The following is a 22,255-nucleotide window of genomic DNA, read 5'->3' on the forward strand; positions in this document are numbered from 1 at the left end:
ATTTAATACTCTGCGCCGACTTTTTGCTGAAATTTTAAAAATGCAGTCAATTATTTTGCAGGTATGAGGAACAATATTGCATCCGCGCTATTCTGCGACTTGAGTCATTTTTAATTGATGCTTTGATGCGATGTTGCTGCGATAACCAATAAACAGCGCCAACAGAAAACCTACAGCGGCTATGGCGGTATCAAACCACATGATGTGAGCGATGCTAATCTCGGAAAGTTTCGCTGTAATCAACGGGATGGTAAAAGTGGCTATGCTGCCTGCGCTGTAGTAAATCCCGGTGGCTTTGCCCTTTGCCTGCGGAAAGCGTGCCGCCATCAGCGTTAAACCGATTTGCACCACGCCTCCGGCTGAAGAAAAACCGATGACAAACGCGAAGACGATGACCACGTAGGTTGTTGGATGCAGACACACCATGAGCAGGGCGCAAAATGAAATGAACGTGTACAGCATCAATAACGATGTCGCGCGTGCTGCTTTGCGTACCAGTGGTGCAGTAATCAAAACGCACAACAGGGAACCGCAGGTGTAAATGCTTAAGAGTTTGATCGATAACGTATAGGACATCCCGGCGACGAACTGTCCGTATTGTGCCAGCCACTGGCTCACCAGATAAAATGTCGCCATAGCGATATAGCCGTATAAGGTATAACTGGCAAGGTCGAGCAAGGAGCATTGATGTTCAGGCTGTGCGGTTTCTTGTTTTGCAGGTTGTGTTCTGATGACGATATCAGGCCCGGGATGCGGCGGGAACCGGCAGCGAAACAAAAACACACCGTTGAATAACATAATGGCTGCAGCCAGCAGGAAGGACCAGCCAAACCAAAGTTCGGCCCACACCAGTAGACTGATAATCATAGGCAGTAAAAACTGGCCGCTGGAGACGAACGCTTTAATTAAAATATTGGCCGTGCTGGGTGTGCGGGGAAACGCCTCCATCAGGCTGGGGTAAGTACCTGCATCGAGAAAACTGTTTGCCATTCCTGCCAAAAACCCAAATGCATAGGCAATGTAAATACTATGAGTATTGACGATACCGACAAAGAAAATCAGGTAGCAGGTCATGCCGAAAATAATAAACGGTCTGCGGCCATAGCGATCTGAGAGCATGCCTGCCACCAGTAAGACGCTTAAACGGCCAATGCCGAGTGAGGAAATAACAATTGAAACACCCGCGGCATTGGTCTGCCACTGTTGTTCCAGTGCAGACATATTGAGGCTCATCAGAATCACCCCCATGCCGTGTACCAGGTAATTAAAGTACAGCCCTATCGCAGTGGAGAAATAGGTATTTTTCATAATATGTTACTCAGCGAAGAGGCTAAATGAGAGTGGTGTTGCTGTCTCTTAACACAAACGCTCAAGGTCGTGGGCATACAGCTCTGCAGCAGCAGATTGGTAGATTTTCCAGTCAAGAAAATTATCGTGCTGATAAACCGTCTGAAAAGAGATGAAATCGGGGAAAAAACGCATGGTGTTATTACCGATACGATTATTTATTTTGTCGATAATTGCGTTAATTCTTAACTTTCTCATGGCCTTCATTTCTGCACAAATTCGCGTGATGTCTTCCGGGATTTCCCTTTCGCCATTTTCCCATTGATGCCAGGCGGCAACATTATGATCCCGCGAGATATACATAGCGCTTTCTTCTACCGTCATAGCAAAAATATGGCGGATAGCCTGGAGTTCTAATGCGTTCATTATTTGATAACCTCATCAAAGACGGTGGAATAGTAATAACATTGCTGTGGATATTTCGGCTTGAAGAGAGTCACAGTATCTTGTGCAATATTATTTGTTCATCAACGGGGAAGTGGACGTGTAGAGCGGTTAGGTGGGTGGCGAGGCGTGCTAAGGACAAAAAAAAGCCCATCGTGGGAGATGGGCAAAGACTACACACAGCAATTCGTTGTTTCACTCAGGGGATTTCCATGCTTATAAATCAATGTGTTGATCTAAAGCCATGGGCTAATAGTAGGCATACTGGTTTTTTACGTCGATCAGATTCATCTCAATAGTTTAAAAACTGTAAAGAATTTGCGACACAAATGAGTATTTAAAGAGGGTGAGGTTCAGTCCAATACAGTAAGGGAAAGGAACTGATTAGCATTGTTAAACAATCAGGCGGCAGTGCCGCCTGAAGTGGGATTACTTATTGCGTTCCATTTCAGTAATTTCTTCGAGGATTTCATCCGGATTGCTGCCTGGTGCAGGGGCTTCGTTTACCCAGGCTGAGAACAGACGCCAGGAGACGGCCAGTACTACCGGGCCGATGAACAGACCAATCATACCGAAAGCAATCAGTCCGCCGATGACTCCAGAGAGAATCAGGATCAGCGGCAAATCGGCGCCCATGCGAATCAGCATCGGGCGAATAACGTTATCCAGTGTACCGACCACGCCGCTCCACACCAGCAGCACGGTGCCCCAGGTTGAATCCCCCGTCCAGTACAGCCAGATAATGGCCGGCACCAGCACCGGTAACGGCCCCAGTTGGATCAGGCATGACAGGATCATCAATACCGCCAGCAGCGTGGCATACGGCACGCCGGTTACCGCCAGACCAATGCCGCCAAGAACAGCCTGCACCAGGGCGGTGACCACAACACCTAATGCGACGGCGCGAATGGCCTGCGCTGCCAGCAGAATGGCAGCATCGCCGCGTTTGGATGCCAGGCGACAAGCAAAATGGCGAATACCTAACGCCACCTGTTCACCGCGCCAGTACAGCAGGGCGCTGAACAGCAGCATCAGACCACAGTGCATCATAAAGCGACCAATATGCGCAGCCTGTCCGACAAACCAGGTTGTCGTCGTACCAATATAAGGACGAACCTTGGCCATGATGGCCGAGCCGCCCATATCCAGCAGGCTGTGCCATGCGGCATACATTTTGGCACCGACCAACGGAATACTGTTCAACCACGCCAGATCCGGCAACGTCATATCGCCAGCGGTTACGGCATGGATCAACGGCCCGCTGCCATCAACAATGCTATTAACCAGCAGCGCGATAGGAATGATAAACAACAGCACCAGCAGCAGGGTCATTACCAGCACGGCCAGTGAGCGGCGTCCCCAAAGTAATTTTTGTAAGCGTAGCAGGATCGGCCAGGTTGCAATGACCACCGTACCTGCCCATGCAAAACCGAGGATAAAGGGTTGAACAATCCAGAGACAGGCCACAATCATGATGGCTAAAAACAGCACCGATAGCAGCACTTGTGCAATATCCCTGGGCTGACGGAAATTTACCATAAATACTTTTCACCTTTGTCTTTGCGCCAGAACGTTGACGCGACGTGAACACTTAAATGACACCCTGTAATGATGAGCAATTTCAGCGGTTTTGAACAGGCGGATTCTGCCTGTAAATCTGCTGAGCGTATTAGAAAAAAATGTGATACAACAAACAAAGCAACACGCAAACGATTAAATTCACAACACAGACCGCAGGAAAGGGTCACTATAATGATTCCACAAATTTCTCAGGCGCCAGGTGTCGTTCAACTGGTGCTCAATTTTTTGCAGGCGCTGGAGCAGCAAGGATTTACGGGCGATACGGCAACGAGCTATGCCGATCGCCTGACAATGTCGACGGATAACAGTATTTATCAGCTGCTTCCTGATGCTGTTGTTTTCCCGCGTTCAACCGCAGATGTGGCGCTGATCGCCCGTCTGGCGGCGGAACCTCTTTTCTCTTCGCTGATTTTTACCCCGCGCGGCGGCGGCACCGGGACCAACGGTCAGGCGCTGAATCAGGGCATTATTGTTGATATGTCCCGCTATATGAGCCGCATTATAGAAATCAATGTGCAGGAAGGCTGGGTGCGGGTCGAAGCCGGGGTGATTAAAGACCAGCTCAACCAGTTTCTGAAACCTTACGGCTATTTCTTTGCTCCCGAATTATCCACCAGTAACCGGGCAACGTTGGGGGGGATGATCAATACCGACGCATCCGGACAAGGTTCGTTGGTTTACGGTAAAACCTCCGATCACGTGCTGGGTATCCGCGCGGTGCTGATGGGCGGCGATATTCTTGATACTCAGCCAATGCCGGTCGAACTTGCCCAAACGCTGGGTAACAGCAATACCACTATTGGCCGCATCTACAAGACGGTTTATGAGCGTTGCCGCGATAACCGACAGTTGATCATTGATAAATTCCCCAAACTTAATCGCTTCCTGACCGGTTACGATCTACGGCACGTCTTTAACGATGAGATGACCGAATTTGATTTAACCCGCATTCTTACCGGCTCTGAAGGTACGCTGGCGTTTATCACCGAAGCCCGTCTGGACATCACGCCGCTGCCCAAAGTCAGACAACTGGTTAACGTTAAGTACGACTCTTTCGACTCGGCGTTGCGTAATGCCCCGGTGATGGTGGAAGCTCGCGCGCTGTCGGTAGAAACCGTCGACTCTAAAGTGCTTAATCTGGCGCGGGAAGATATCGTCTGGCACTCGGTAAGTGAATTGATTACCGATGTTCCTGATAAAGAGATGCTGGGTCTGAACATTGTGGAGTTTGCCGGTGACGACGAAGCATTGATTGATTCGCAGGTCAGCGCACTGTGTGAACGTCTGGATGGCTTAATCGCTCGTCAGGAAGCGGGCGTCATTGGCTGGCAGCTATGTACCGAACTGGCGGGTGTAGAACGAATTTACGCTATGCGTAAAAAAGCCGTTGGTTTGCTGGGGAATGCTAAAGGTGCCGCGAAGCCGATCCCGTTTGCCGAGGATACGTGCGTCCCGCCTGAACATCTGGCTGACTATATTGCCGAGTTCCGCGCGCTGCTCGATAGCCATGGTCTCAGTTACGGCATGTTTGGTCACGTAGACGCAGGCGTGCTGCACGTCAGACCCGCGCTGGATATGTGCGACCCGCAGCAGGAAGTGCTGATGAAACGCATTTCTGACGATGTCGTCGCGTTGACGGCAAAATATGGCGGACTGCTTTGGGGCGAGCATGGAAAAGGTTTTCGTGCAGAATACAGCCCGGCGTTCTTCGGTGAGGAGCTGTATAGCGAACTGCGTAAAGTAAAATCGGTCTTTGATCCGCAAAACCGACTGAATCCGGGGAAAATCTGTCCACCTGAAGGCGTAGATGCGCCGATGATGAAAGTGGACGCGGTGAAGCGCGGAACGTATGACCGTCAGATCCCGCTGGCCGTACGCCAGGAGTGGCGCGGGGCGATGGAGTGTAACGGTAACGGATTGTGCTTTAACTTCGATGCGAAAAGCCCCATGTGTCCGTCGATGAAAATCAGCCTCAACCGTATTCATTCACCGAAGGGGCGGGCCACGCTGGTGCGTGAATGGCTGCGTCTGCTGGCCGATCGCGGGATTGACCCGGTACAGCTGGAGAAAGAGCTACCGGAAAAACGCGCCAGTTTACGTACGCTGATTGCCCGTACCCGCAACAGCTGGCATGCGCGCAAGGGTGAATACGATTTCTCGCACGAAGTAAAAGAGGCAATGTCCGGCTGTCTGGCGTGTAAAGCCTGTTCCACACAGTGTCCGATTAAAATCGATGTCCCGGAATTCCGCTCGCGTTTCCTGCAAATGTACCACACGCGTTATCTGCGACCGTTGCGCGATCATATGGTGGCGACCGTTGAGAGTTATGCGCCGTTAATGGCGCGGGCGCCCAAAACGTTTAACTTTTTCATCAACCAGCCGCTGGTGCGGAATCTGGCTAAAAAGCACATCGGTATGGTCGATTTACCGCTGCTGTCTGCGCCATCGCTTCAACGTCAGATGGTTGGTCATCGTTCCGCCAATATGACGCTGGAACAGCTCGAGTTGCTCAGCATTGAGCAAAAAGCCCGTACGGTGCTGGTGGTGCAGGACCCGTTCACCAGCTATTACGATGCGCAGGTGGTGGCTGATTTTATACGCCTGGTTGAAAAGTTGGGTCTGCAGCCGGTATTGCTGCCTTTCTCGCCAAACGGCAAAGCTCAGCATATTAAGGGCTTTTTAAACCGTTTTGCCAAAACAGCGAAAAAGACATCCGAGTTTCTCAACCGGGTGGCGAAGCTGAACATTCCGATGGTGGGGGTCGATCCGGCGCTGGTGCTCTGTTATCGCGATGAATACAAGCTGGCGCTCGGGGAACAGCGGGGTGATTTCCATGTGCTGCTGGCTAACGAATGGTTATCGACAGTCCTGGAGTCACAGCCGGCAGTCACAATCGGCGGCGAACCGTGGTACTTCTTTGGACACTGTACTGAGGTGACGGCCCTGCCGGGCGCGCCTGCGCAGTGGGCGGCTATCTTTGCGCGCTTTGGCGCCAGACTGGAGAACGTCAGCGTGGGTTGCTGTGGAATGGCGGGCACTTATGGTCACGAAGTGAAGAATCATCAGAATTCACTGGGGATCTATGAGCTATCATGGCACCAGGCAATGCAACGATTGCCGCGTAACCGTTGCCTGGCTACTGGATACTCCTGTCGCAGCCAGGTCAAACGCGTTGAAGGCACGGGTGTTCGCCATCCATTACAGGCACTGCTGGAGATTATAGGATGATCTGGAAACGTGAAGTTACACTCGAGGCACTCAATGCTATGGGTGAAGGAAACATGGTGGGGCTGCTCGATATTCGTTTTGTGCACATTGGCGATGATACGCTGGAAGCCACGATGCCGGTGGATCACCGTACCAAACAACCTTTTGGTTTGCTGCACGGCGGCGCGTCCGTAGTGCTGGCGGAAAGTATTGGTTCGGTGGCTGGCTACCTGTGTACCCAGGGGGAACAGAAAGTCGTGGGCCTGGAGGTTAACGCCAACCATATTCGCTCCGCGCGGGAAGGGCGCGTCAGAGGGGTATGTCGCGCGGTACATACCGGCTCTCGTCATCAGGTGTGGCAAATCGAAATCTTCGATGAGCAGGGACGATTGTGCTGCACGTCGCGTCTGACAACCGCAATTTTGTGATGCATATTGCTTTTGGTCATTATCTGCACAGGGAATGTGTTATACTGTGCAGGTTTTGAACACAAGCGAGGATGATATGTCTACCCAATTAGACCCGGCCCAACTGGCAATAGAATTTTTACGTCGTGATAAAACCGATCTTTCACCGGCTCAGTACCTGAAAAGACTGAAACAACTTGAGCTGGAGTTTGCTGATCTGTTGGCGCTCTCTTCAACTGAATTGAAAGAAGAGATCTATTTTGCCTGGCGCATGGGCGTTCATTGATTCCGGTATGCTTATCGTAATAAAACCCCGACACGCGTTCGGGGTTATTTTTTGCCTTAGATCTTAATTACCACTTCATCTCACCGCTATTAACCTTCGCACTTAGCTCCAGAGAACTTGCGTCCGCAAGACCCGGCCATGCTGCGGTCATGGTTTTAATCACATAGTCTGAACCTTTCTTCGCCCCCAACGCCTGCTCAAACGACTGTAAATAGTCATGTGTGAAGCGAATGGCCTTATCGCCCGCAGGGCGTTCGCCAATGTAATGGCCCGGAACTACCTGAGTAGGCTGTAAATTCTGCATTTCGCTCAGTACGCTACGCCATGCGCTACGTTGTTCTGCAGATTGTGTATCCGCCGTCCAGACGTGAATCCCGGAAGCCACGCCGGTCCCGCCAATAATGGCACGGTTCGCCGGGATCCAGACATAGGCTGCATAATCGTCAGGATGACGCAGTTCCAGCGTTTCGCCATCAATCGTGAAATGCGTTTGCGTGGTCGCCTGTGGAACGGTGAGCGATGTTGGCGCGCCGTCCTTCATTTGCGGGCCCCAGAACTGCAGCTTAGCCTCTTTGGTGGCGCGGATATGGTCTACTACGTGCGGTGTTGCCAGAACTTTAACCTGCGGGAACGCGTTGACGATGGGCTGCAGACCGAAATAGAAATCCGGATCGCCGGAAGTGATCACGATAGCCTTCAGCGTTTTACCGCTGGCGCGAATCATCTGCACCAGTTGTTCGCCATCTTTGGTGCTGAACTGGGCGTCAAACAAAATCGCCTCTTTGGGGCCAGACACCAGCGTCGAAGAGACTGGGAAAATAGCCTTATCCTGCGGATTATAGACGTCGAGCTGTAGCGGTGCGGCAAAAGCTGAAGACGCAAACAGAGGTAATAACAGGGCCAGAGATTTAACTTTCATACCAGGTAACCTTATGCAGGGAATTGTCTTTTGATAGTCCCCGTATTTTAAGCATATTCGTATCTGTTAGAATTCCCTCATTAGGACATGCTGAGTTTCATAAAACGATCGGATGGGATGCAATGGACAGAGTGATGGCGGCAACGGTATTCAACCATATCTGTGATTTGGGCAGTCTGAGTGCCGCCGCGCGCGCATTGGGGTTGTCGCGCCCGATGGTCAGTCGATATCTCGACGAGATGGAGAAATGGGCGGGGACAAGGCTTATCCATCGTTCGTCGCGCCGTTTGACGATCACGCCAGCGGGTGAAGAGGCATTACTGAAAACACGTTCTCTGGCGCAACTTTCGCTGGATATTGGCGCCGCCAGCGCCGCACAAACGCCGTCCGGCACGTTACGTGTGGCCTGTGCACATTTTACTGCCTTGCATATCTTAGCGCCGGTTCTGCCCGCTTTTCTGGCGAGGTATCCGCAACTGCGTATCGAGGTGGAGATCAATAACCAACCGGTAAGCCTCGTGGGAGAACGTATCGATGTGGCGATCCGTATAACGGAAAACCCCGAGCCAGGGACTATCGCCCGTCGCCTTGGCGACTGTAAATCGGTGCTCTGTGCGTCTGTTGATTATCTGCATCAGCATGGCACTCCAGAGACTATCGATGATCTTACGCAGCATAATTGTCTCTACTACAGCGGTTTTGCTGGAAAATCCTGGCACTTTCTGGATGCCCAGGGCCAGGCTGTCTCTGCTGCAATCAGAGGTAATTTGAGCGCCGGGATCTCTTCGCTACTTTGTGAGTCGGCGTTGGCGGGAATAGGCGTTGCGTTGGTGCCTGAACTGGAGGCGCGGGAAGGGCTGGCACAGAGAAAACTGATTAGACTATTGCCCGAGCTTCAACCTAAATGCCTGCCGATATATGGTTTATACCTTTCTCGAGAGCATCAGCCAGCAGGGTTGCGCCTGTTGCTGGATGCGCTTAGTGAACCAGAGTGCTAACCGGGTGGCTAAACGTGCTTATAAAATAGTCAAACCGCCATTAGTGTTAAAAAAAACTGTTCAGTGTATGAGATTCTTCTTATCGCCCCTTCAAGAGCTAAGCCATCGTGAGTGCCGGAGATAAGCGCCGGATGGGGCCGGAACCCTTAAGCCTGCCAGCAAGCAGACTTAAGGGTTTTTTGTTGTTTGTCGTCGATACCGAAAACAGTAGGACGGAAGTCCTACTGTTAAGTAGGCATTTAATTTTTACATCTTTCCATTATCATTGACACGGATAATATAAAAATCCCGTTCAATAATAATGCGGCTATAAAAATAACAGTCATATGGGTATTGTCCCACGTATTTGGATCCATCTCTTTTATACTAGGGTAGATTAAATCAAATAATTTCTTTTCAGGTAGGTATCTAAATAACAGGAGAAAAAAACAAACCCAAGATATTGCAAATAAATACCAAGTGATGATTTTTTTGATATGCTTCATTAATACACCTGAACAGTGCCGTATGCACGAATGCTGGAGGTAACCAGTATTTGTGGAGTGTTTAAGAGAGCTTGTCTGAGTATGTTATAATGAGCTCTGCTGGGGAGCGTTATGCAACCATTACTGACACCCTTATACCCCGCTGGGTGCAATCTGAAATACCCCCGACTGACCTTACTATAGAACGTAACGTCATCTAATTTTTCATCCTCTCTGAATAATCCGAACCAGATATCGCGGTTTGAACCGCTAATCTCTGACGCAGTATAGTCTTTAATCGCGCTGAAAACCCCGCCTTTCGGACGTGAAACAATATAGTATTTACCAGGGGGAAGCGGACCTATATCCTTAATTGTTACCGAGTCAGGGTTATTTCTATGCTCACCATTGTTACCGGAATATGCAGGGAAGAAGCCAACACCAGGGCAGCTAAGATTCGATAGTTGTCCACCGTTTAAATGAAATGTACAACGAATCACCGCTCACTCCATGAATCAGAAAATATCAAGTTCCCGTCGCAGTGCTTCCAGGTTATTCGCTCATATCTAAGGGCAATGCTTTCAAGGTGATTATGTTTTTCAGTTGCTGCGTTTTTTACGTCGTGCATTAGGGGACAAATTGAAACCACCCTCACTGTTTCGAGTAGCATGTTGAAATATTCAACTTCCTGACCGGCGTCATTGATTTTGTACCATTTGAATTCAGCCTCCTTAAGGGTTTGCCCAGTGGCTACCGCTTTGTAAAGATATGGGCTGGAGCTATCGAACTCCTTTTCGAATACAAGTGCGCTATGCACTCGTGTCCCTGTTATTTTCCCTGTGTTGTTGTCGGTAGGGAGGTGCAGGCCATGACCAAAGCCCAAGATCTCAATGCTCCTCTCACGGTCGCGAACATCTACCGAGCCATTGATATTTGCTCCTCCATCATCTTTTAACCATAAATATGCAGGTATAGCCATTTCTACAATTCCATTTCATATAAGTAAGGAGACTTTAATAAACGACATATTGCATGAGAACACAAGGCAATTAATGCCATACATTTTCAATATATTTTATTTATATTTATGGGGGGGATGGAAAGCTTGAATTTAATATGAGCAGTAATAATAAATATATAAAAATTATTGATATTTTTTGGGGGGCATATAGCTTAATTTTGATGTTGAGAAGAACTTTGTTACGCTATCAAGTAGGAACCTAAAAGTAGCCGCACAAACAGTAACGTGGGTTATGTCTGGAAGGCGATGTGGTGTTTTTTATAAATCACCTCCACAGGAAGCATGAAAAATGGTGCAGCTCGTGAAGAAAAATCGCGCTGAGGGCTCAATTTTGGACGTTAAATAGTCCGTCCTTATCTATCACGAGAAAATACTAGGTTTCTGATTATAAAATAATCGCATGATTTAATTAAATTATCAAAACCTATCCCTTAAATAGACATTTTCTATACATCTTTTGATATTTGACCTGCCTGAACGATTGGATTTTTATAATCCATTGTTAATCAATGTATTGAACAAAAAATTCCATCCCTGTAAACCCACGCTGCAGGGTCTATGCTTAGTAAAAGTAGTCAAAAAGGGCGATTAACCCGAATGCCCCTGCTGTTGAGGGGTTGAAGTGATAATCATTATCACTAACATGGTGTTATAGCTTCAAAGCTAGTGACTCGAGGTAACTCTATGGAATTGCATTCAGGAACATTTAACCCGGACGATTTTGCCTGGCGTGGACTGACGTTAACGCCAGCGGCTGCGGCGCATATCCGTGAGCTGGTAGCAAAGCAACCCGACATGTTGGGCGTGCGTTTAGGCGTGAAGCAAACGGGATGTGCGGGATTCGGCTACGTGCTGGACACCGTCCGCGAGGTCCAAAAAGACGATCTGTTGTTTGAAACGGATGGCGCCAGACTTTATGTGCCGTTACAGGCGATGCCGTTTATCGACGGTACAGAGGTCGATTTCGTTCGCGAAGGATTAAATCAGTTATTTAAATTTCATAACCCGAAAGCCCAGAACGAATGCGGCTGTGGCGAAAGTTTTGGGGTATAGGCGGTACTATGTCTCGTAATACTGAAGCAACTGACGATGTCAACACCTGGGCTGGCGGGCACCTTAATTATAAAGAGGGCTTCTTCACCCAACTGCAAACTGATGAGCTGGCGAAAGGGATCAACGAAGATGTCGTGCGTGCGATTTCGGCAAAACGAAATGAACCCGACTGGATGCTGGAATTTCGCCTGAATGCCTTTAACGCATGGCTCTCCATGGAAGAGCCGCACTGGCTGAAAGCGCATTACGACAAACTGAATTACCAGGAGTATAGCTATTACTCCGCGCCGTCCTGCGGCAATTGCGATGAAACCTGCGCATCTGAGCCGGGAGCGGTACAGCAAACGGGGGCGAATGCGTTTTTAAGCAAAGAGGTTGAGGACGCATTTGAACAGCTTGGCGTGCCGGTCCGCGAAGGCAAAGAGGTGGCGGTTGATGCCATTTTTGACTCGGTGTCGGTAGCGACCACCTATCGTGACAAACTGGCGGAACAGGGCATTATTTTCTGTTCGTTCGGTGAGGCGATTCACGATCACCCTGAGCTGGTAAAACAGTATCTGGGCACGGTCGTACCAGGTAATGACAATTTCTTTGCCGCGCTGAATGCGGCGGTGGCATCCGACGGTACGTTTATCTATGTACCGAAAGGTGTGCGTTGCCCAATGGAACTGTCGACCTATTTCCGTATCAATGCGGAAAAAACCGGGCAGTTTGAACGCACCATTCTGGTTGCGGATGAGGGCAGCTACGTCAGCTATATCGAAGGCTGTTCAGCCCCGGTGCGTGACAGCTACCAGCTGCATGCCGCGGTGGTGGAGGTCATCATCCACAAAGATGCCGAAGTGAAATACTCGACCGTACAAAACTGGTTCCCTGGCGATGGTAACACCGGCGGCATTTTAAACTTCGTTACCAAGCGCGCTCTGTGCGAAGGTGAAAACAGCAAAATGTCGTGGACGCAGTCGGAAACCGGCTCAGCCATTACGTGGAAATACCCAAGCTGCATTCTGCGTGGCGACAACTCTATCGGCGAATTCTATTCCGTTGCGCTAACCAGTGGTCACCAGCAGGCCGATACCGGCACCAAGATGATCCACATCGGCAAGAACACCAAATCGACCATTATCTCGAAAGGGATCTCCGCCGGACACAGCCAGAACAGCTATCGCGGTTTGGTGAAGATCATGCCGACCGCCACCAATGCCCGCAACTATACCCAATGCGATTCGATGCTGATCGGCGCGGATTGTGGGGCGCACACCTTCCCGTATGTCGAGTGTCGTAACAATAGCGCCCAGCTTGAGCACGAAGCCACAACGTCGCGTATTGGTGAAGACCAGCTGTTTTACTGCCTGCAGCGCGGCATCAGCGAAGAGGATGCCATTTCGATGATCGTGAATGGTTTCTGTAAAGACGTGTTCTCTGAACTGCCGCTGGAATTTGCCGTGGAAGCGCAAAAACTGCTCGCCATAAGCCTTGAACACAGCGTCGGTTAAAAATTTAAGGAAAGCACATGCTAAGCATCAAAGATTTACAGGTCAGTGTGGAAGATAAGACGATCCTGCGTGGTCTCAGCCTTGAGATTCGCCCCGGAGAAGTCCACGCCATTATGGGACCGAACGGTTCCGGGAAAAGTACGCTTTCCGCCACGCTGGCCGGACGTGATGACTACGAAGTCACCGGCGGGACGGTAGAATTCAACGGTAAAGATTTACTGGAACTGTCACCGGAAGACCGGGCCGGTGAAGGGATCTTTATGGCATTTCAGTATCCGGTGGAAATCCCCGGGGTCAGTAATCAGTTTTTCCTGCAAACGGCGCTGAATGCGGTGCGCAGCTACCGTGGCGAGGAGTCGCTGGACAGGTTTGACTTCCAGGATCTGATGGAAGAGAAAATCGCGTTGTTGAAGATGCCGGAAGATCTGCTGACGCGTTCGGTAAACGTCGGTTTCTCCGGCGGCGAGAAAAAGCGTAATGACATTTTGCAAATGGCGGTACTGGAGCCTCAACTGTGCATTCTTGACGAGTCGGACTCCGGGCTGGATATCGACGCGCTGAAAATCGTCGCCGATGGCGTGAACTCGCTGCGCGATGGGCAACGTTCATTCATTATCGTCACCCACTATCAGCGCATCCTGGACTATATCAAACCCGATTATGTTCACGTTCTCTACCAGGGGCGAATTGTGAAGTCTGGCGATTTCTCGCTGGTCAAACAACTGGAGGAGCAAGGTTATGGCTGGCTTAGCGAACAGCAGTAACGTGCTGCAACAGTGGCATCATCTGTTTGAGACGCAAGGGGAGACGCGCTCGCATCATGCCCAGCAGCATCTGCAACAGATGCTACGTCTGGGACTGCCAACGCGTAAGCATGAGGACTGGAAATACACGCCGCTGGAGGGATTAACCAACAGCCAGTTTGTCAGCCATGTCGCTGAAATAACGTCAGCCCAGTGTGAAGCGTTAGCGCCGGCTATTGATGCTGTCCGACTGGTGTTTGTCGACGGGCAATTCTCTCCGACGCTCAGCGACAGCGCGGAGGGTAGCGGTTTTGAGATTGTCGTTGACGATGTGCGCCAGACGCTGCCTGCGGCTGTACAACCGGAAGTCTTTCTGCACCTGACGGAAAGCCTGTCCCGCAGCGTGACGCACATTCAGGTGAAGCGTAACCAGCGCCCCGCGAAACCGTTGCTGCTGCTGCACATTACTCAGGGACTGACGGGCGATGAGGTAAATACGGCGCACTATCGCCACCATCTGGAGCTGGCGGAAGGCGCAGAAGCCACCGTTATTGAGCATTATGTCAGTCTCAGCGAGCTTCGTCATTTTACCGGTGCGCGCTTAACGATGAACGTCGCGGCGAATGCGCATTTGCGCCATATCAAACTGGCATTTGAGAATTCGCTCAGCCACCATTTCGCCCATAACGATATTCAATTGGGCGCAGATGCCACCGCCGCCAGCCACAGCTTTTTACTCGGTGCTGCGGTGTTGCGCCATAACACCAGCACCCAGCTTAATGGTGAAAACACCACGCTTCGGCTTAACAGCCTGGCGATGCCAGTGAAAAATGAAGTCTGCGATACACGGACCTGGCTTGCGCATAACAAAGGATATTGCAACAGCCGCCAGCTGCATAAAACGATTGTCAGCGATAAGGGCCGGGCGGTATTTAATGGCCTGATCAACGTCGCCCAGCACGCTATTAAAACCGATGGTCAGATGACCAACAATAATTTGCTGCTCGGTAGACTGGCAGAAGTGGACACCAAGCCACAGCTGGAAATCTATGCCGACGACGTGAAATGCAGTCACGGAGCGACGGTAGGGCGGATTGACGATGAGCAGATGTTCTATCTGCGTTCACGCGGGATCGGCCAGCAGGATGCTCAACAAATGATTCTCTATGCGTTTGCCGCTGAGCTAACGGAAGCCCTGGGCGAGGAAACGCTGAAACAATTGGTACTGGCGCGGATCGCCCAACGCTTGCCGGGAGGCGTAGCATGACATTTCCCATTGAAAAAGTGCGGGCCGATTTTCCGGTCCTGGCGCGTGAAGTGAACGGTTTACCGCTAGCCTATCTGGACAGCGCCGCCAGCGCGCAAAAGCCTAATCAGGTGATTGATGCCGAAGCCGAATTTTACCGTCATGGCTATGCAGCGGTCCACCGCGGGATCCATACGCTGAGCGCGCAGGCCACAGAAAAAATGGAGAATGTACGCAAGCTCGCCTCGCTGTTTATTAACGCCCGTTCAGCTGAAGAGCTGGTGTTCGTGCGTGGTACCACGGAAGGTATCAACCTGGTGGCGAACAGTTGGGGCAGCAGCAATGTGCGGGCGGGCGATAACATTATCATCAGCGAAATGGAGCATCACGCCAATATTGTACCCTGGCAGATGCTGTGTACCCGCGTAGGCGCAGAACTGCGCGTCATTCCACTCAATACAGACGGTACGTTGCAGCTGGAAACGCTACCGACGCTGTTTGACGATCGCACGCAACTGCTGGCGATTACCCACGTATCTAACGTGCTGGGCACGGAAAACCCGTTGGGTGAGATGATTGAGCTGGCGCATCAATACGGCGCAAAAGTGCTGGTGGATGGCGCACAGGCGGTTATGCATCATCAGGTGGATGTGCAGGCGCTGGATTGCGACTTCTATGTTTTCTCCGGACACAAGCTTTACGGGCCAACCGGTATTGGCGTTCTGTATGCCAGAGAGTCGCTGCTGCAGGAAATGCCACCCTGGGAAGGCGGTGGTTCGATGATTGCGACAGTAAGCCTGAGCCAGGGGACGACGTGGGCCAAAGCCCCCTGGCGGTTTGAAGCCGGAACGCCAAACACCGGGGGCATTATTGGGCTTGGCGCGGCGATTGAGTACGTTTCAGCGCTGGGGCTTACTGAAATCAGCGAATATGAACAGTTCATGATGCGCTATGCGCTGGAACAACTGGCGGAAGTGCCGGATTTGACGCTTTACGGTCCGGATAACCGCCTGGGGGTGATTGCGTTTAACCTCGGCAAACATCACGCCTATGACGTCGGGAGTTTTCTCGATAATTATGGGATCGCCGTGCGGACGGGACATCACTGTGCTATGCCGCTGATGACCTACTACAACGTTCCCGCGATGTGTCGTGCGTCGATCGCCATGTACAACACCCACGAAGAAGTGGATCGCCTGGTAACGGGTCTCAAGCGTATTCATCACTTACTGGGATAACAGGGAGGCGTTATGGCTGCGCTACCGGACAAAGAAAAGTTGTTGCGTAATTTTCTGCGTTGCGCGAATTGGGAAGAGAAATACCTGTACATTATTGAACTGGGTCAGCGCCTGCCGGCATTAAACGACAACGATCGTAATGCGGAAAATAGCATCCAGGGATGTCAAAGTCAGGTATGGATTGTTATGCGTCAGAATGGCGAAGGTATTATTGAATTACAGGGCGACAGCGATGCGGCAATTGTGAAAGGGCTTATCGCTGTGGTATTCATTCTGTATGACCGCATGACGGCTCAGGATATTGTGAACTTTGATGTGCGTCCGTGGTTTGAAAAAATGGCGCTCGCACAGCATCTCACACCGTCCCGGTCACAGGGGCTGGAGGCGATGATTCGGGCGATTCGCGCCAAAGCTGCAACTCTTAGCTAAACTGATAAAACACGTCAACTTTCAGACCGTCTTGAAAGCGTTCGTGTAGGGCAACGCAGTGACTCGTAGGCCGGATCGGGCGCTTGTCGCCGTCCGGCAAGAACGCCAGGGGGGTGAGTGAGTATGAAACGCGCGTCTGTTATTACGTTAATGCTAATCGGCGCTTACAGCGCTATTCAGGCCGCATGGGCGGTCGATTATCCTTTGCCCCAGGCGAACAGCCGTCTTGTTGGGCAAAACCAAACCTACACCGTGCAGGAAGGCGATAAAAACCTCCAGGCGATAGCCCGTAAGTTTGATACCGCCGCAATGCTGATCCTTGAAGCCAACAATACCATTGCCCCCGTACCTAAACCTGGAACGCTGATTACTATTCCCTCGCAATTACTGCTGCCGGATGCGCCACGCGAAGGCATTATTGTGAATCTGGCGGAATTACGTCTGTATTACTTCCCGCCGGGAGAGAATATTGTTCAGGTATTCCCGATTGGTATCGGTTTGCAGGGGCTGGAAACGCCGGTAATGGAAACCCGGGTTGGGCAGAAAATCCCCAATCCGACCTGGACCCCTACAGCAGGCATCCGTAAACGCTCTCTGGAGCGCGGCATCACATTACCGCCGGTAGTGCCCGCCGGGCCAAATAACCCGTTAGGACGCTTTGCACTGCGTCTGGCGTATGGAAACGGTGAATACCTGATCCATGGCACCAGCGCGCCGGACAGCGTGGGCCTGCGCGTGAGTTCTGGTTGTATTCGTATGAACGCGCCGGATATCAAAGCACTGTTTGCCCAGGTCCGTACAGGTACGCCGGTCAGGGTGATTAATGAGCCGATAAAATATTCGATTGAGCCGAACGGCATGCGGTATGTCGAGGTGCACCGACCGCTGTCGCCGGAAGAGGAGCAAAACGTCCAGACCATGCCGTATGTGCTGCCAGCCGGTTTTACCCAGTTTAAAGACAGTAACGCCGTGGATAACAGCCTGGTGGAAAGAGCGTTGTACCGCCGCGCGGGCTATCCGGTCACCGTGACTGCCGGGCAAGCCTCGGTCGTTAACAATGGAGCGGAAGTGAAGTCTGCACAGAATGGCGCGCCGGGAGAGGGCGCAGAGGTGCGTATTACGCAATAACAGGGAAGGAAATTCGGGGCAAAAAAAATGGCGCACAATGTGCGCCATTTCTATTACACAGATACTATTACTTGCGGTATTTAGTAGCTGCGTTGTCCAGACGCTGGTTAGCGCGAGCTGCGTCATCTTTAGCAGCCTGAACGTCGGAACGCATTGCGTTCACGTCGTTGCTCAGCTGGTCAACTTTAGCGTTCAGAGTCTGAACGTCAGAAGACAGCTGATCGATTTTAGCGTTGCTGGAGCAACCTGCCAGCAGAGTAGAACCCAGGATTACCGCGCCCAGTACCAGTTTAGTACGATTCATTATTAATACCCTCTAGATTGAGTTAATCTCCATGTAGCGTTACAAGTATTACACAAAGTTTTTTATGTTGAGAATATTTTTTTGATGGGAATGCACTTATTTTTGATCGTTCGCTCAAAGAAGCATCGAATTGTTCAAAAACGGCTAAAAAACCGAGTGAAAACAGAAAGCTTCCATCGGATTCATCTTAGATAATCACGGATTAGATAGTGAAATCCGATTTGATTTTTTATTAATTGTGGCTATCGATAAAATAAAAAAAGCGCCACCAGGGCGCTTTTTTAAGCAAATTAATTCGTGTTGGAATTATTACAGCACGTGAACGGATGCGGTGTTAGTCGTGCCGCTCGGAACCAGTGCGCCGGAAACCATAACCACAACGTCACCTTTCTGAGCCAGACCGCTTTCCAGAGCGACTTCTTTACCCAGGCGATAGAAATCATCGGTAGAGCTAATTTCTTTAACCACTTGTGCAACAACGCCTTTGCTCAGCACCAGCTGACGCGCGGTCGTTTCGTTGGTGGTCAGCGCCAGGATGGTGGCATCCGGGAAGTATTTACGTACTGCGCGAGCAGATTTACCGCCCTGGGTAGCGACGACGATCAGCGGCGCGTCCAGTTTTTCTGCAGTTTCAACCGCGCCACGGCAAACGGCTTCGGTGATGCGAAGTTTGCGGCTGTCGTTATTGAAGTCCAGACGGCTGGTCATCACGCGGTCAGTACGCTCACAGATGGTCGCCATGATGGTGACGGCTTCCAGCGGGTATTTACCTTTTGCAGACTCGCCAGACAGCATTACTGCGTCGGTACCGTCGAGGATGGCGTTTGCTACGTCACCGGCTTCAGCGCGGGTAGGACGCGGGTTTTTGATCATGGAGTCCAGCATCTGGGTCGCAGTGATAACGACTTTACGTGCACGGATACATTTTTCGATGATCATCTTCTGCGCGAAGATAACTTCTTCTACCGGGATCTCAACGCCCATATCGCCACGCGCAACCATGATGCCGTCAGACGCTTCGAGGATTTCGTCGAAGTTGTTCAGGCCTTCCTGGTTTTCGATTTTGGAGATGATCTGGATGTTTTCGCCGCCGTGCGCTTTCAGGTGCTCACGGATTTCTACGACGTCAGAACGTTTACGGATAAAGGAGGCAGCAACGAAGTCAACGCCTTGCTCGCAACCGAAGATAAGGTCCTGTTTGTCTTTTTCAGCCAGGGCTGGCAGTGCGATGGAAACGCCCGGCAGGTTAACACCTTTGTTTTCGCCCAGGTCGCCGTTGTTCAGCACTTTACAGATAACTTTGTTACCTTCGATGGCGGTAACTTCCATGCCGATCAGACCATCGTCAACCAGAACGGTATTGCCGACGGACAGATCTTTAGTGAAGCCTTCATAAGTAACAGCAACGATTTCGTTGTTGCCTACGACAGATTTGTCGGTGGTGAACGTGAAGGTCTGGCCCGCTTTCAGGGAAACGTCGTTACCGCCTTCCAGTTTAATGGTACGGATTTCCGGACCTTTGGTGTCGAGCAGGATTGCGGCTTTCTTACCGGTTTTGCTCATGACGTTGCGCAAATTCTTGATGCGCTGACCGTGTTCTGCATAGTCGCCGTGGGAGAAGTTCAGACGCATGACGTTCATGCCCGCGTCCAGCATTTTGGTTAACATCTCTTCGGATTCGGTTTTCGGACCGATGGTGCAAACAATTTTCGTCTTTTTCATGACAGTCTTAGTCTTTAAGTTGAGAAGGATATGGAAATCTGGCTCCCGCCGCGCACGGACGGGAAGCTAAACCTGAGTTACGAAAGTTGTGATGCCTCGCTCTAAGGATAGGTGACATCGAAAGAGCGTGCAGAGGAATGTGTGCTTGTGTTTCAGCCCAACGGGATGGTGAGTTTTGTAGTCGTTGAGTTTTACAGGTCAATGTGCTGAAACCATTCAAGAGACAATTGGCGCGCATTATACGCTGAAAATTATCAAAAAGGAAAATGGAAACAGCGTTTCAAAACACATCTGTGCAGTTTTACAAAAATTATTCATTAATTTGTTCAGCTGTATGGATAAAGAAGCTGTTCGCAGCAGCGGTTTGTTGCGCAACAGGTCGTTATTGTCGTCCCACTGTCTGAATTTTTGGCATTTAACGCCGTCCAGGTAAGCATATTTCTAAAAGTTATATCAAATGCGTTTTAATTCATTTTAAAAGCCAATTCTACTGATTACACTCGTTTGGACATCCATACTGCTAAACAGCCAAAAGCGCTAGCAGAAGAACAATAAGCAGCAGCGGATACCCAAACGACATGATTGTCCTGAAAAATATTTCGAAAGTGTTTACGCCAGGCAGGCTTGCCATTACCGCTGTCGATAACGTCAACCTGACGGTTGAACAGGGACAGATTTACGGAATTATTGGTTACAGCGGGGCGGGGAAAAGCACCTTAATTCGTTTGCTCAATGGGCTGGAAAAACCGACCTCCGGCAGCGTAACGATCAACGGCCACGATATTTCTGCCGCCCGTGGGGAGTCATTACGCCAGGCGCGACTGAAAATCAGCATGGTGTTTCAGCATTTCAATTTACTGTGGTCACGAACCGTAAGCGAAAATATTGCGTTCTCAATGCAAATCGCCGGAGCGCCAAAAGCCTCTATTAAAGCGCGAGTTGCTGAACTGATTGCGCTGGTTGGGCTGAGCGGTCGTGAAAACGCGTATCCGTCCCAACTGAGCGGTGGGCAAAAGCAGCGGGTAGGAATTGCCCGTGCGTTGGCGAACAATCCGGACGTCCTGCTGTGTGACGAAGCCACCTCGGCGCTGGATCCGCAAACCACCGATCAGATCCTCGATTTACTGCTCGATATTAACCGCCGCTTCAAATTGACCATTGTGCTGATCACCCATGAAATGCACGTGGTACGCAAAATCTGCGATCGCGTGGCGGTAATGGAAAATGGCAAAGTTGTTGAGGAGGGCGACGTGCTCAGCGTCTTTACCCATCCGCAGCAGCCGATCACCCGACAGTTTGTGCGTCAGGTGAGCCAGTACACCGAGGAAAACGAATTTAATCCGCAGTTGGCAAGCGAGCTTGGCGGCGTAGTTATCAAGCTTACGTTCACCGGGCAGCGTACGCATCGGCCTGTGGTTGGCGAATTGACCCTGCGCTATGGCCTGCCGTTTAACATTTTACACGGCAAGATGACGCAAACTGCGCACGGTGTGTTTGGTCAGCTCTGGGTTCACGTTGTGGCCTCTGAAGAACAATTGAACAATATTTTGGCCGACCTGCGCCAGAGCGATATTGAAGGCGAGGTGATTCAACATGGCTGAAGAACTGTTTCCCCATCTGAAGTGGGAGCAACTGCTGGCGGCAACCCAGGAAACGCTCTATATGACAGCCCTTTCTGGTGCGGCGACCTTTGTACTGGGGATCGCACTTGGCCTGGCGCTGTTCCTGACCGCACGCGGCGGACTGTTTCACAATCGCGCGGTATATAGCGTTATTTCGCTGGTGGTGAATATCTTCCGTTCCATCCCGTTCATCATATTGATCGTGCTGCTGATCCCGTTCACCAAAGCGATGGTTGGCACCATTCTCGGTGCCAATGCCGCGTTGCCTGCGCTGATCGTGGGGGCCGCGCCGTTTTACGCGCGTCTGGTCGAAATTGCCCTGCGTGAAGTGGATAAAGGCGTTATTGAAGCGACGCGTTCGATGGGCGCACGGCTGAGCACGCTTATTTTTCGAGTTTTATTGCCGGAATCTTCTCCTGCTCTGGTGTCCGGGATCACCGTGACGCTGATTGCGCTGGTTAGCTACAGCGCGATGGCAGGGGTAATTGGCGCCGGTGGATTAGGGAATTTGGCTTATCTGGAAGGATTCCAGCGCAACCACAGCGACGTCACGCTGGTGGCGACGGTGACGATTTTGCTCATTGTCTTCATCATCCAGCTTTGCGGCGATGTGATCACCTCTCTGTTAGATAAACGCTAATAAAATACGGAAACCATTAT

General features: G+C 50.8%; 22 protein-coding genes and 1 other RNA gene. 13 read left to right on the plus strand and 10 right to left on the minus strand.

Annotated elements, in window-relative coordinates; genetic code table 11:
• Positions 1-87: 87 nt before the first annotated feature.
• The 4 genes from OGV77_RS14530 to ydiK all read right to left on the minus strand — a co-directional run bounded on the left by OGV77_RS14530 (position 88) and on the right by ydiK (position 3,270).
• A complete protein-coding gene (locus OGV77_RS14530; RefSeq protein WP_080625101.1) occupies positions 88-1,308 on the minus strand; it encodes an MFS transporter in 1,221 nt (406 codons plus the stop codon).
• 48 nt (positions 1,309-1,356) lie between these two features.
• Positions 1,357-1,713: a YdiL family protein gene (locus tag OGV77_RS14535; protein ID WP_075146078.1), complete on the minus strand. Its 357-nt coding sequence runs from the start codon at positions 1,711-1,713 to the stop codon at positions 1,357-1,359.
• A gap of 156 nt (positions 1,714-1,869) precedes the next feature.
• An RNA gene (gene rprA, locus OGV77_RS14540) (antisense sRNA RprA) lies at positions 1,870-1,977 on the minus strand.
• A 183-nt stretch (positions 1,978-2,160) separates the two neighbouring features.
• Positions 2,161-3,270, minus strand: coding sequence for an AI-2E family transporter YdiK (gene ydiK, locus OGV77_RS14545; protein WP_286502827.1), 1,110 nt, complete (start codon positions 3,268-3,270; stop codon positions 2,161-2,163).
• Positions 3,271-3,483: 213 nt separating this feature from the next.
• Between ydiK and ydiJ the strand changes: the two genes are divergently transcribed.
• The 3 genes from ydiJ to OGV77_RS14560 all read left to right on the plus strand — a co-directional run bounded on the left by ydiJ (position 3,484) and on the right by OGV77_RS14560 (position 7,212).
• Positions 3,484-6,540, plus strand: coding sequence for a D-2-hydroxyglutarate dehydrogenase YdiJ (gene ydiJ, locus OGV77_RS14550; RefSeq protein ID WP_087050639.1), 3,057 nt, complete (start codon positions 3,484-3,486; stop codon positions 6,538-6,540).
• A complete protein-coding gene (gene menI / locus OGV77_RS14555) occupies positions 6,537-6,947 on the plus strand; it encodes a 1,4-dihydroxy-2-naphthoyl-CoA hydrolase (RefSeq protein ID WP_016152900.1) in 411 nt (136 codons plus the stop codon). Before ydiJ ends, menI begins: the two co-directional genes overlap by 4 nt.
• Positions 6,948-7,023: 76 nt before the next feature.
• Complete coding sequence (locus tag OGV77_RS14560) at positions 7,024-7,212, plus strand: YdiH family protein (RefSeq protein ID WP_003030540.1); 189 nt, start codon at positions 7,024-7,026, stop codon at positions 7,210-7,212.
• Between the two features lie 67 nt (positions 7,213-7,279).
• Here the strand turns inward: OGV77_RS14560 and OGV77_RS14565 are convergent, their stop codons facing one another.
• Positions 7,280-8,131, minus strand: coding sequence for a Vmh family MBL fold metallo-hydrolase (locus tag OGV77_RS14565; protein ID WP_075146082.1), 852 nt, complete (start codon positions 8,129-8,131; stop codon positions 7,280-7,282).
• A 122-nt stretch (positions 8,132-8,253) separates the two neighbouring features.
• Between OGV77_RS14565 and OGV77_RS14570 the strand changes: the two genes are divergently transcribed.
• Positions 8,254-9,129, plus strand: a complete 876-nt coding sequence (locus tag OGV77_RS14570) for a LysR family transcriptional regulator (RefSeq protein ID WP_043016564.1) — start codon at positions 8,254-8,256, stop codon at positions 9,127-9,129.
• Positions 9,130-9,613: 484 nt separating this feature from the next.
• Here OGV77_RS14570 and OGV77_RS14575 read toward each other — a convergent pair whose 3' ends face one another.
• Together OGV77_RS14575 and OGV77_RS14580 are read right to left on the minus strand one after the other, a co-directional pair.
• Entirely contained in the window at positions 9,614-10,093 is a 480-nt protein-coding gene (locus tag OGV77_RS14575) for a DUF2778 domain-containing protein (RefSeq protein WP_043016562.1), read from the minus strand.
• Complete coding sequence (locus tag OGV77_RS14580; protein ID WP_043016561.1) at positions 10,090-10,572, minus strand: Hcp family type VI secretion system effector; 483 nt, start codon at positions 10,570-10,572, stop codon at positions 10,090-10,092. Before OGV77_RS14580 ends, OGV77_RS14575 begins: the two co-directional genes overlap by 4 nt.
• Before the next feature lie 726 nt (positions 10,573-11,298).
• On the opposite strand from OGV77_RS14580, the gene sufA reads away from it, so the two are divergent.
• The 7 genes from sufA (at position 11,299) to ldtE (ending at position 17,947) form a co-directional block, all read left to right on the plus strand.
• Entirely contained in the window at positions 11,299-11,667 is a 369-nt protein-coding gene (gene sufA / locus OGV77_RS14585; RefSeq protein WP_043016560.1) for a Fe-S cluster assembly scaffold SufA, read from the plus strand.
• Positions 11,668-11,675: 8 nt separating this feature from the next.
• On the plus strand, positions 11,676-13,163 hold the full coding sequence (gene sufB / locus OGV77_RS14590) for a Fe-S cluster assembly protein SufB (protein ID WP_043016559.1): 1,488 nt from the start codon (positions 11,676-11,678) through the stop codon (positions 13,161-13,163).
• A 17-nt stretch (positions 13,164-13,180) separates the two neighbouring features.
• Positions 13,181-13,927 (plus strand): Fe-S cluster assembly ATPase SufC, encoded by a 747-nt coding sequence (sufC, locus tag OGV77_RS14595; RefSeq protein ID WP_087050637.1) that lies wholly within the window; start codon positions 13,181-13,183, stop codon positions 13,925-13,927.
• A complete protein-coding gene (sufD, locus tag OGV77_RS14600; RefSeq protein WP_087050636.1) occupies positions 13,902-15,173 on the plus strand; it encodes a Fe-S cluster assembly protein SufD in 1,272 nt (423 codons plus the stop codon). The genes sufC and sufD overlap by 26 nt, the downstream gene beginning before the upstream one ends.
• The gene (sufS, locus tag OGV77_RS14605; RefSeq protein ID WP_087050635.1) at positions 15,170-16,390 is read left to right on the plus strand and encodes a cysteine desulfurase SufS; all 1,221 of its coding nucleotides are present in this window, start codon (positions 15,170-15,172) and stop codon (positions 16,388-16,390) included. The genes sufD and sufS overlap by 4 nt, the downstream gene beginning before the upstream one ends.
• 12 nt (positions 16,391-16,402) lie before the next feature.
• The gene (gene sufE, locus OGV77_RS14610) at positions 16,403-16,819 is read left to right on the plus strand and encodes a cysteine desulfuration protein SufE (protein ID WP_087050634.1); all 417 of its coding nucleotides are present in this window, start codon (positions 16,403-16,405) and stop codon (positions 16,817-16,819) included.
• A gap of 123 nt (positions 16,820-16,942) precedes the next feature.
• The gene (gene ldtE / locus OGV77_RS14615; RefSeq protein ID WP_075146085.1) at positions 16,943-17,947 is read left to right on the plus strand and encodes a L,D-transpeptidase LdtE; all 1,005 of its coding nucleotides are present in this window, start codon (positions 16,943-16,945) and stop codon (positions 17,945-17,947) included.
• Positions 17,948-18,014: 67 nt separating this feature from the next.
• On the opposite strand, the gene lpp is transcribed toward ldtE, so the two are convergent.
• The 3 genes from lpp to ynhH form a co-directional block, all read right to left on the minus strand.
• Complete coding sequence (lpp, locus tag OGV77_RS14620; protein WP_003029373.1) at positions 18,015-18,251, minus strand: murein lipoprotein Lpp; 237 nt, start codon at positions 18,249-18,251, stop codon at positions 18,015-18,017.
• Positions 18,252-18,560: 309 nt separating this feature from the next.
• Entirely contained in the window at positions 18,561-19,973 is a 1,413-nt protein-coding gene (gene pykF / locus OGV77_RS14625) for a pyruvate kinase PykF (RefSeq protein ID WP_003029366.1), read from the minus strand.
• A 7-nt stretch (positions 19,974-19,980) separates the two neighbouring features.
• Positions 19,981-20,175 carry a protein YnhH gene (ynhH, locus tag OGV77_RS14630; protein WP_242637968.1) on the minus strand — a complete coding sequence of 65 codons (195 nt, stop codon included), beginning with the start codon at positions 20,173-20,175 and terminating at the stop codon, positions 19,981-19,983.
• Positions 20,176-20,551: 376 nt separating this feature from the next.
• On the opposite strand from ynhH, the gene OGV77_RS14635 reads away from it, so the two are divergent.
• Complete coding sequence (locus OGV77_RS14635; RefSeq protein ID WP_087050633.1) at positions 20,552-21,574, plus strand: methionine ABC transporter ATP-binding protein; 1,023 nt, start codon at positions 20,552-20,554, stop codon at positions 21,572-21,574.
• A complete protein-coding gene (locus tag OGV77_RS14640) occupies positions 21,567-22,235 on the plus strand; it encodes a methionine ABC transporter permease (RefSeq protein ID WP_047411615.1) in 669 nt (222 codons plus the stop codon). The genes OGV77_RS14635 and OGV77_RS14640 overlap by 8 nt, the downstream gene beginning before the upstream one ends.
• Positions 22,236-22,255: the final 20 nt, after the last annotated feature.

Origin of the sequence: Citrobacter sp. Ce129, assembly GCF_030334545.1 — a bacterium.
In the GTDB taxonomy this organism is placed as follows: domain Bacteria; phylum Pseudomonadota; class Gammaproteobacteria; order Enterobacterales; family Enterobacteriaceae; genus Citrobacter; species Citrobacter europaeus.

Coding starts and splice junctions, on each gene's coding strand:
- OGV77_RS14530 (WP_080625101.1), bottom strand. CDS start 1,308: ATGAAAAATACCTATTTCTCCACTGCGATAGGGCTGTACTTTAATTAC.
- OGV77_RS14535 (WP_075146078.1), bottom strand. CDS start 1,713: ATGAACGCATTAGAACTCCAGGCTATCCGCCATATTTTTGCTATGACG.
- ydiK (WP_286502827.1), bottom strand. CDS start 3,270: ATGGTAAATTTCCGTCAGCCCAGGGATATTGCACAAGTGCTGCTATCG.
- ydiJ (WP_087050639.1), top strand. CDS start 3,484: ATGATTCCACAAATTTCTCAGGCGCCAGGTGTCGTTCAACTGGTGCTC.
- menI (WP_016152900.1), top strand. CDS start 6,537: ATGATCTGGAAACGTGAAGTTACACTCGAGGCACTCAATGCTATGGGT.
- OGV77_RS14560 (WP_003030540.1), top strand. CDS start 7,024: ATGTCTACCCAATTAGACCCGGCCCAACTGGCAATAGAATTTTTACGT.
- OGV77_RS14565 (WP_075146082.1), bottom strand. CDS start 8,131: ATGAAAGTTAAATCTCTGGCCCTGTTATTACCTCTGTTTGCGTCTTCA.
- OGV77_RS14570 (WP_043016564.1), top strand. CDS start 8,254: ATGGACAGAGTGATGGCGGCAACGGTATTCAACCATATCTGTGATTTG.
- OGV77_RS14580 (WP_043016561.1), bottom strand. CDS start 10,572: ATGGCTATACCTGCATATTTATGGTTAAAAGATGATGGAGGAGCAAAT.
- sufA (WP_043016560.1), top strand. CDS start 11,299: ATGGAATTGCATTCAGGAACATTTAACCCGGACGATTTTGCCTGGCGT.
- sufB (WP_043016559.1), top strand. CDS start 11,676: ATGTCTCGTAATACTGAAGCAACTGACGATGTCAACACCTGGGCTGGC.
- sufC (WP_087050637.1), top strand. CDS start 13,181: ATGCTAAGCATCAAAGATTTACAGGTCAGTGTGGAAGATAAGACGATC.
- sufD (WP_087050636.1), top strand. CDS start 13,902: ATGGCTGGCTTAGCGAACAGCAGTAACGTGCTGCAACAGTGGCATCAT.
- sufS (WP_087050635.1), top strand. CDS start 15,170: ATGACATTTCCCATTGAAAAAGTGCGGGCCGATTTTCCGGTCCTGGCG.
- sufE (WP_087050634.1), top strand. CDS start 16,403: ATGGCTGCGCTACCGGACAAAGAAAAGTTGTTGCGTAATTTTCTGCGT.
- ldtE (WP_075146085.1), top strand. CDS start 16,943: ATGAAACGCGCGTCTGTTATTACGTTAATGCTAATCGGCGCTTACAGC.
- lpp (WP_003029373.1), bottom strand. CDS start 18,251: ATGAATCGTACTAAACTGGTACTGGGCGCGGTAATCCTGGGTTCTACT.
- pykF (WP_003029366.1), bottom strand. CDS start 19,973: ATGAAAAAGACGAAAATTGTTTGCACCATCGGTCCGAAAACCGAATCC.
- OGV77_RS14635 (WP_087050633.1), top strand. CDS start 20,552: ATGATTGTCCTGAAAAATATTTCGAAAGTGTTTACGCCAGGCAGGCTT.
- OGV77_RS14640 (WP_047411615.1), top strand. CDS start 21,567: ATGGCTGAAGAACTGTTTCCCCATCTGAAGTGGGAGCAACTGCTGGCG.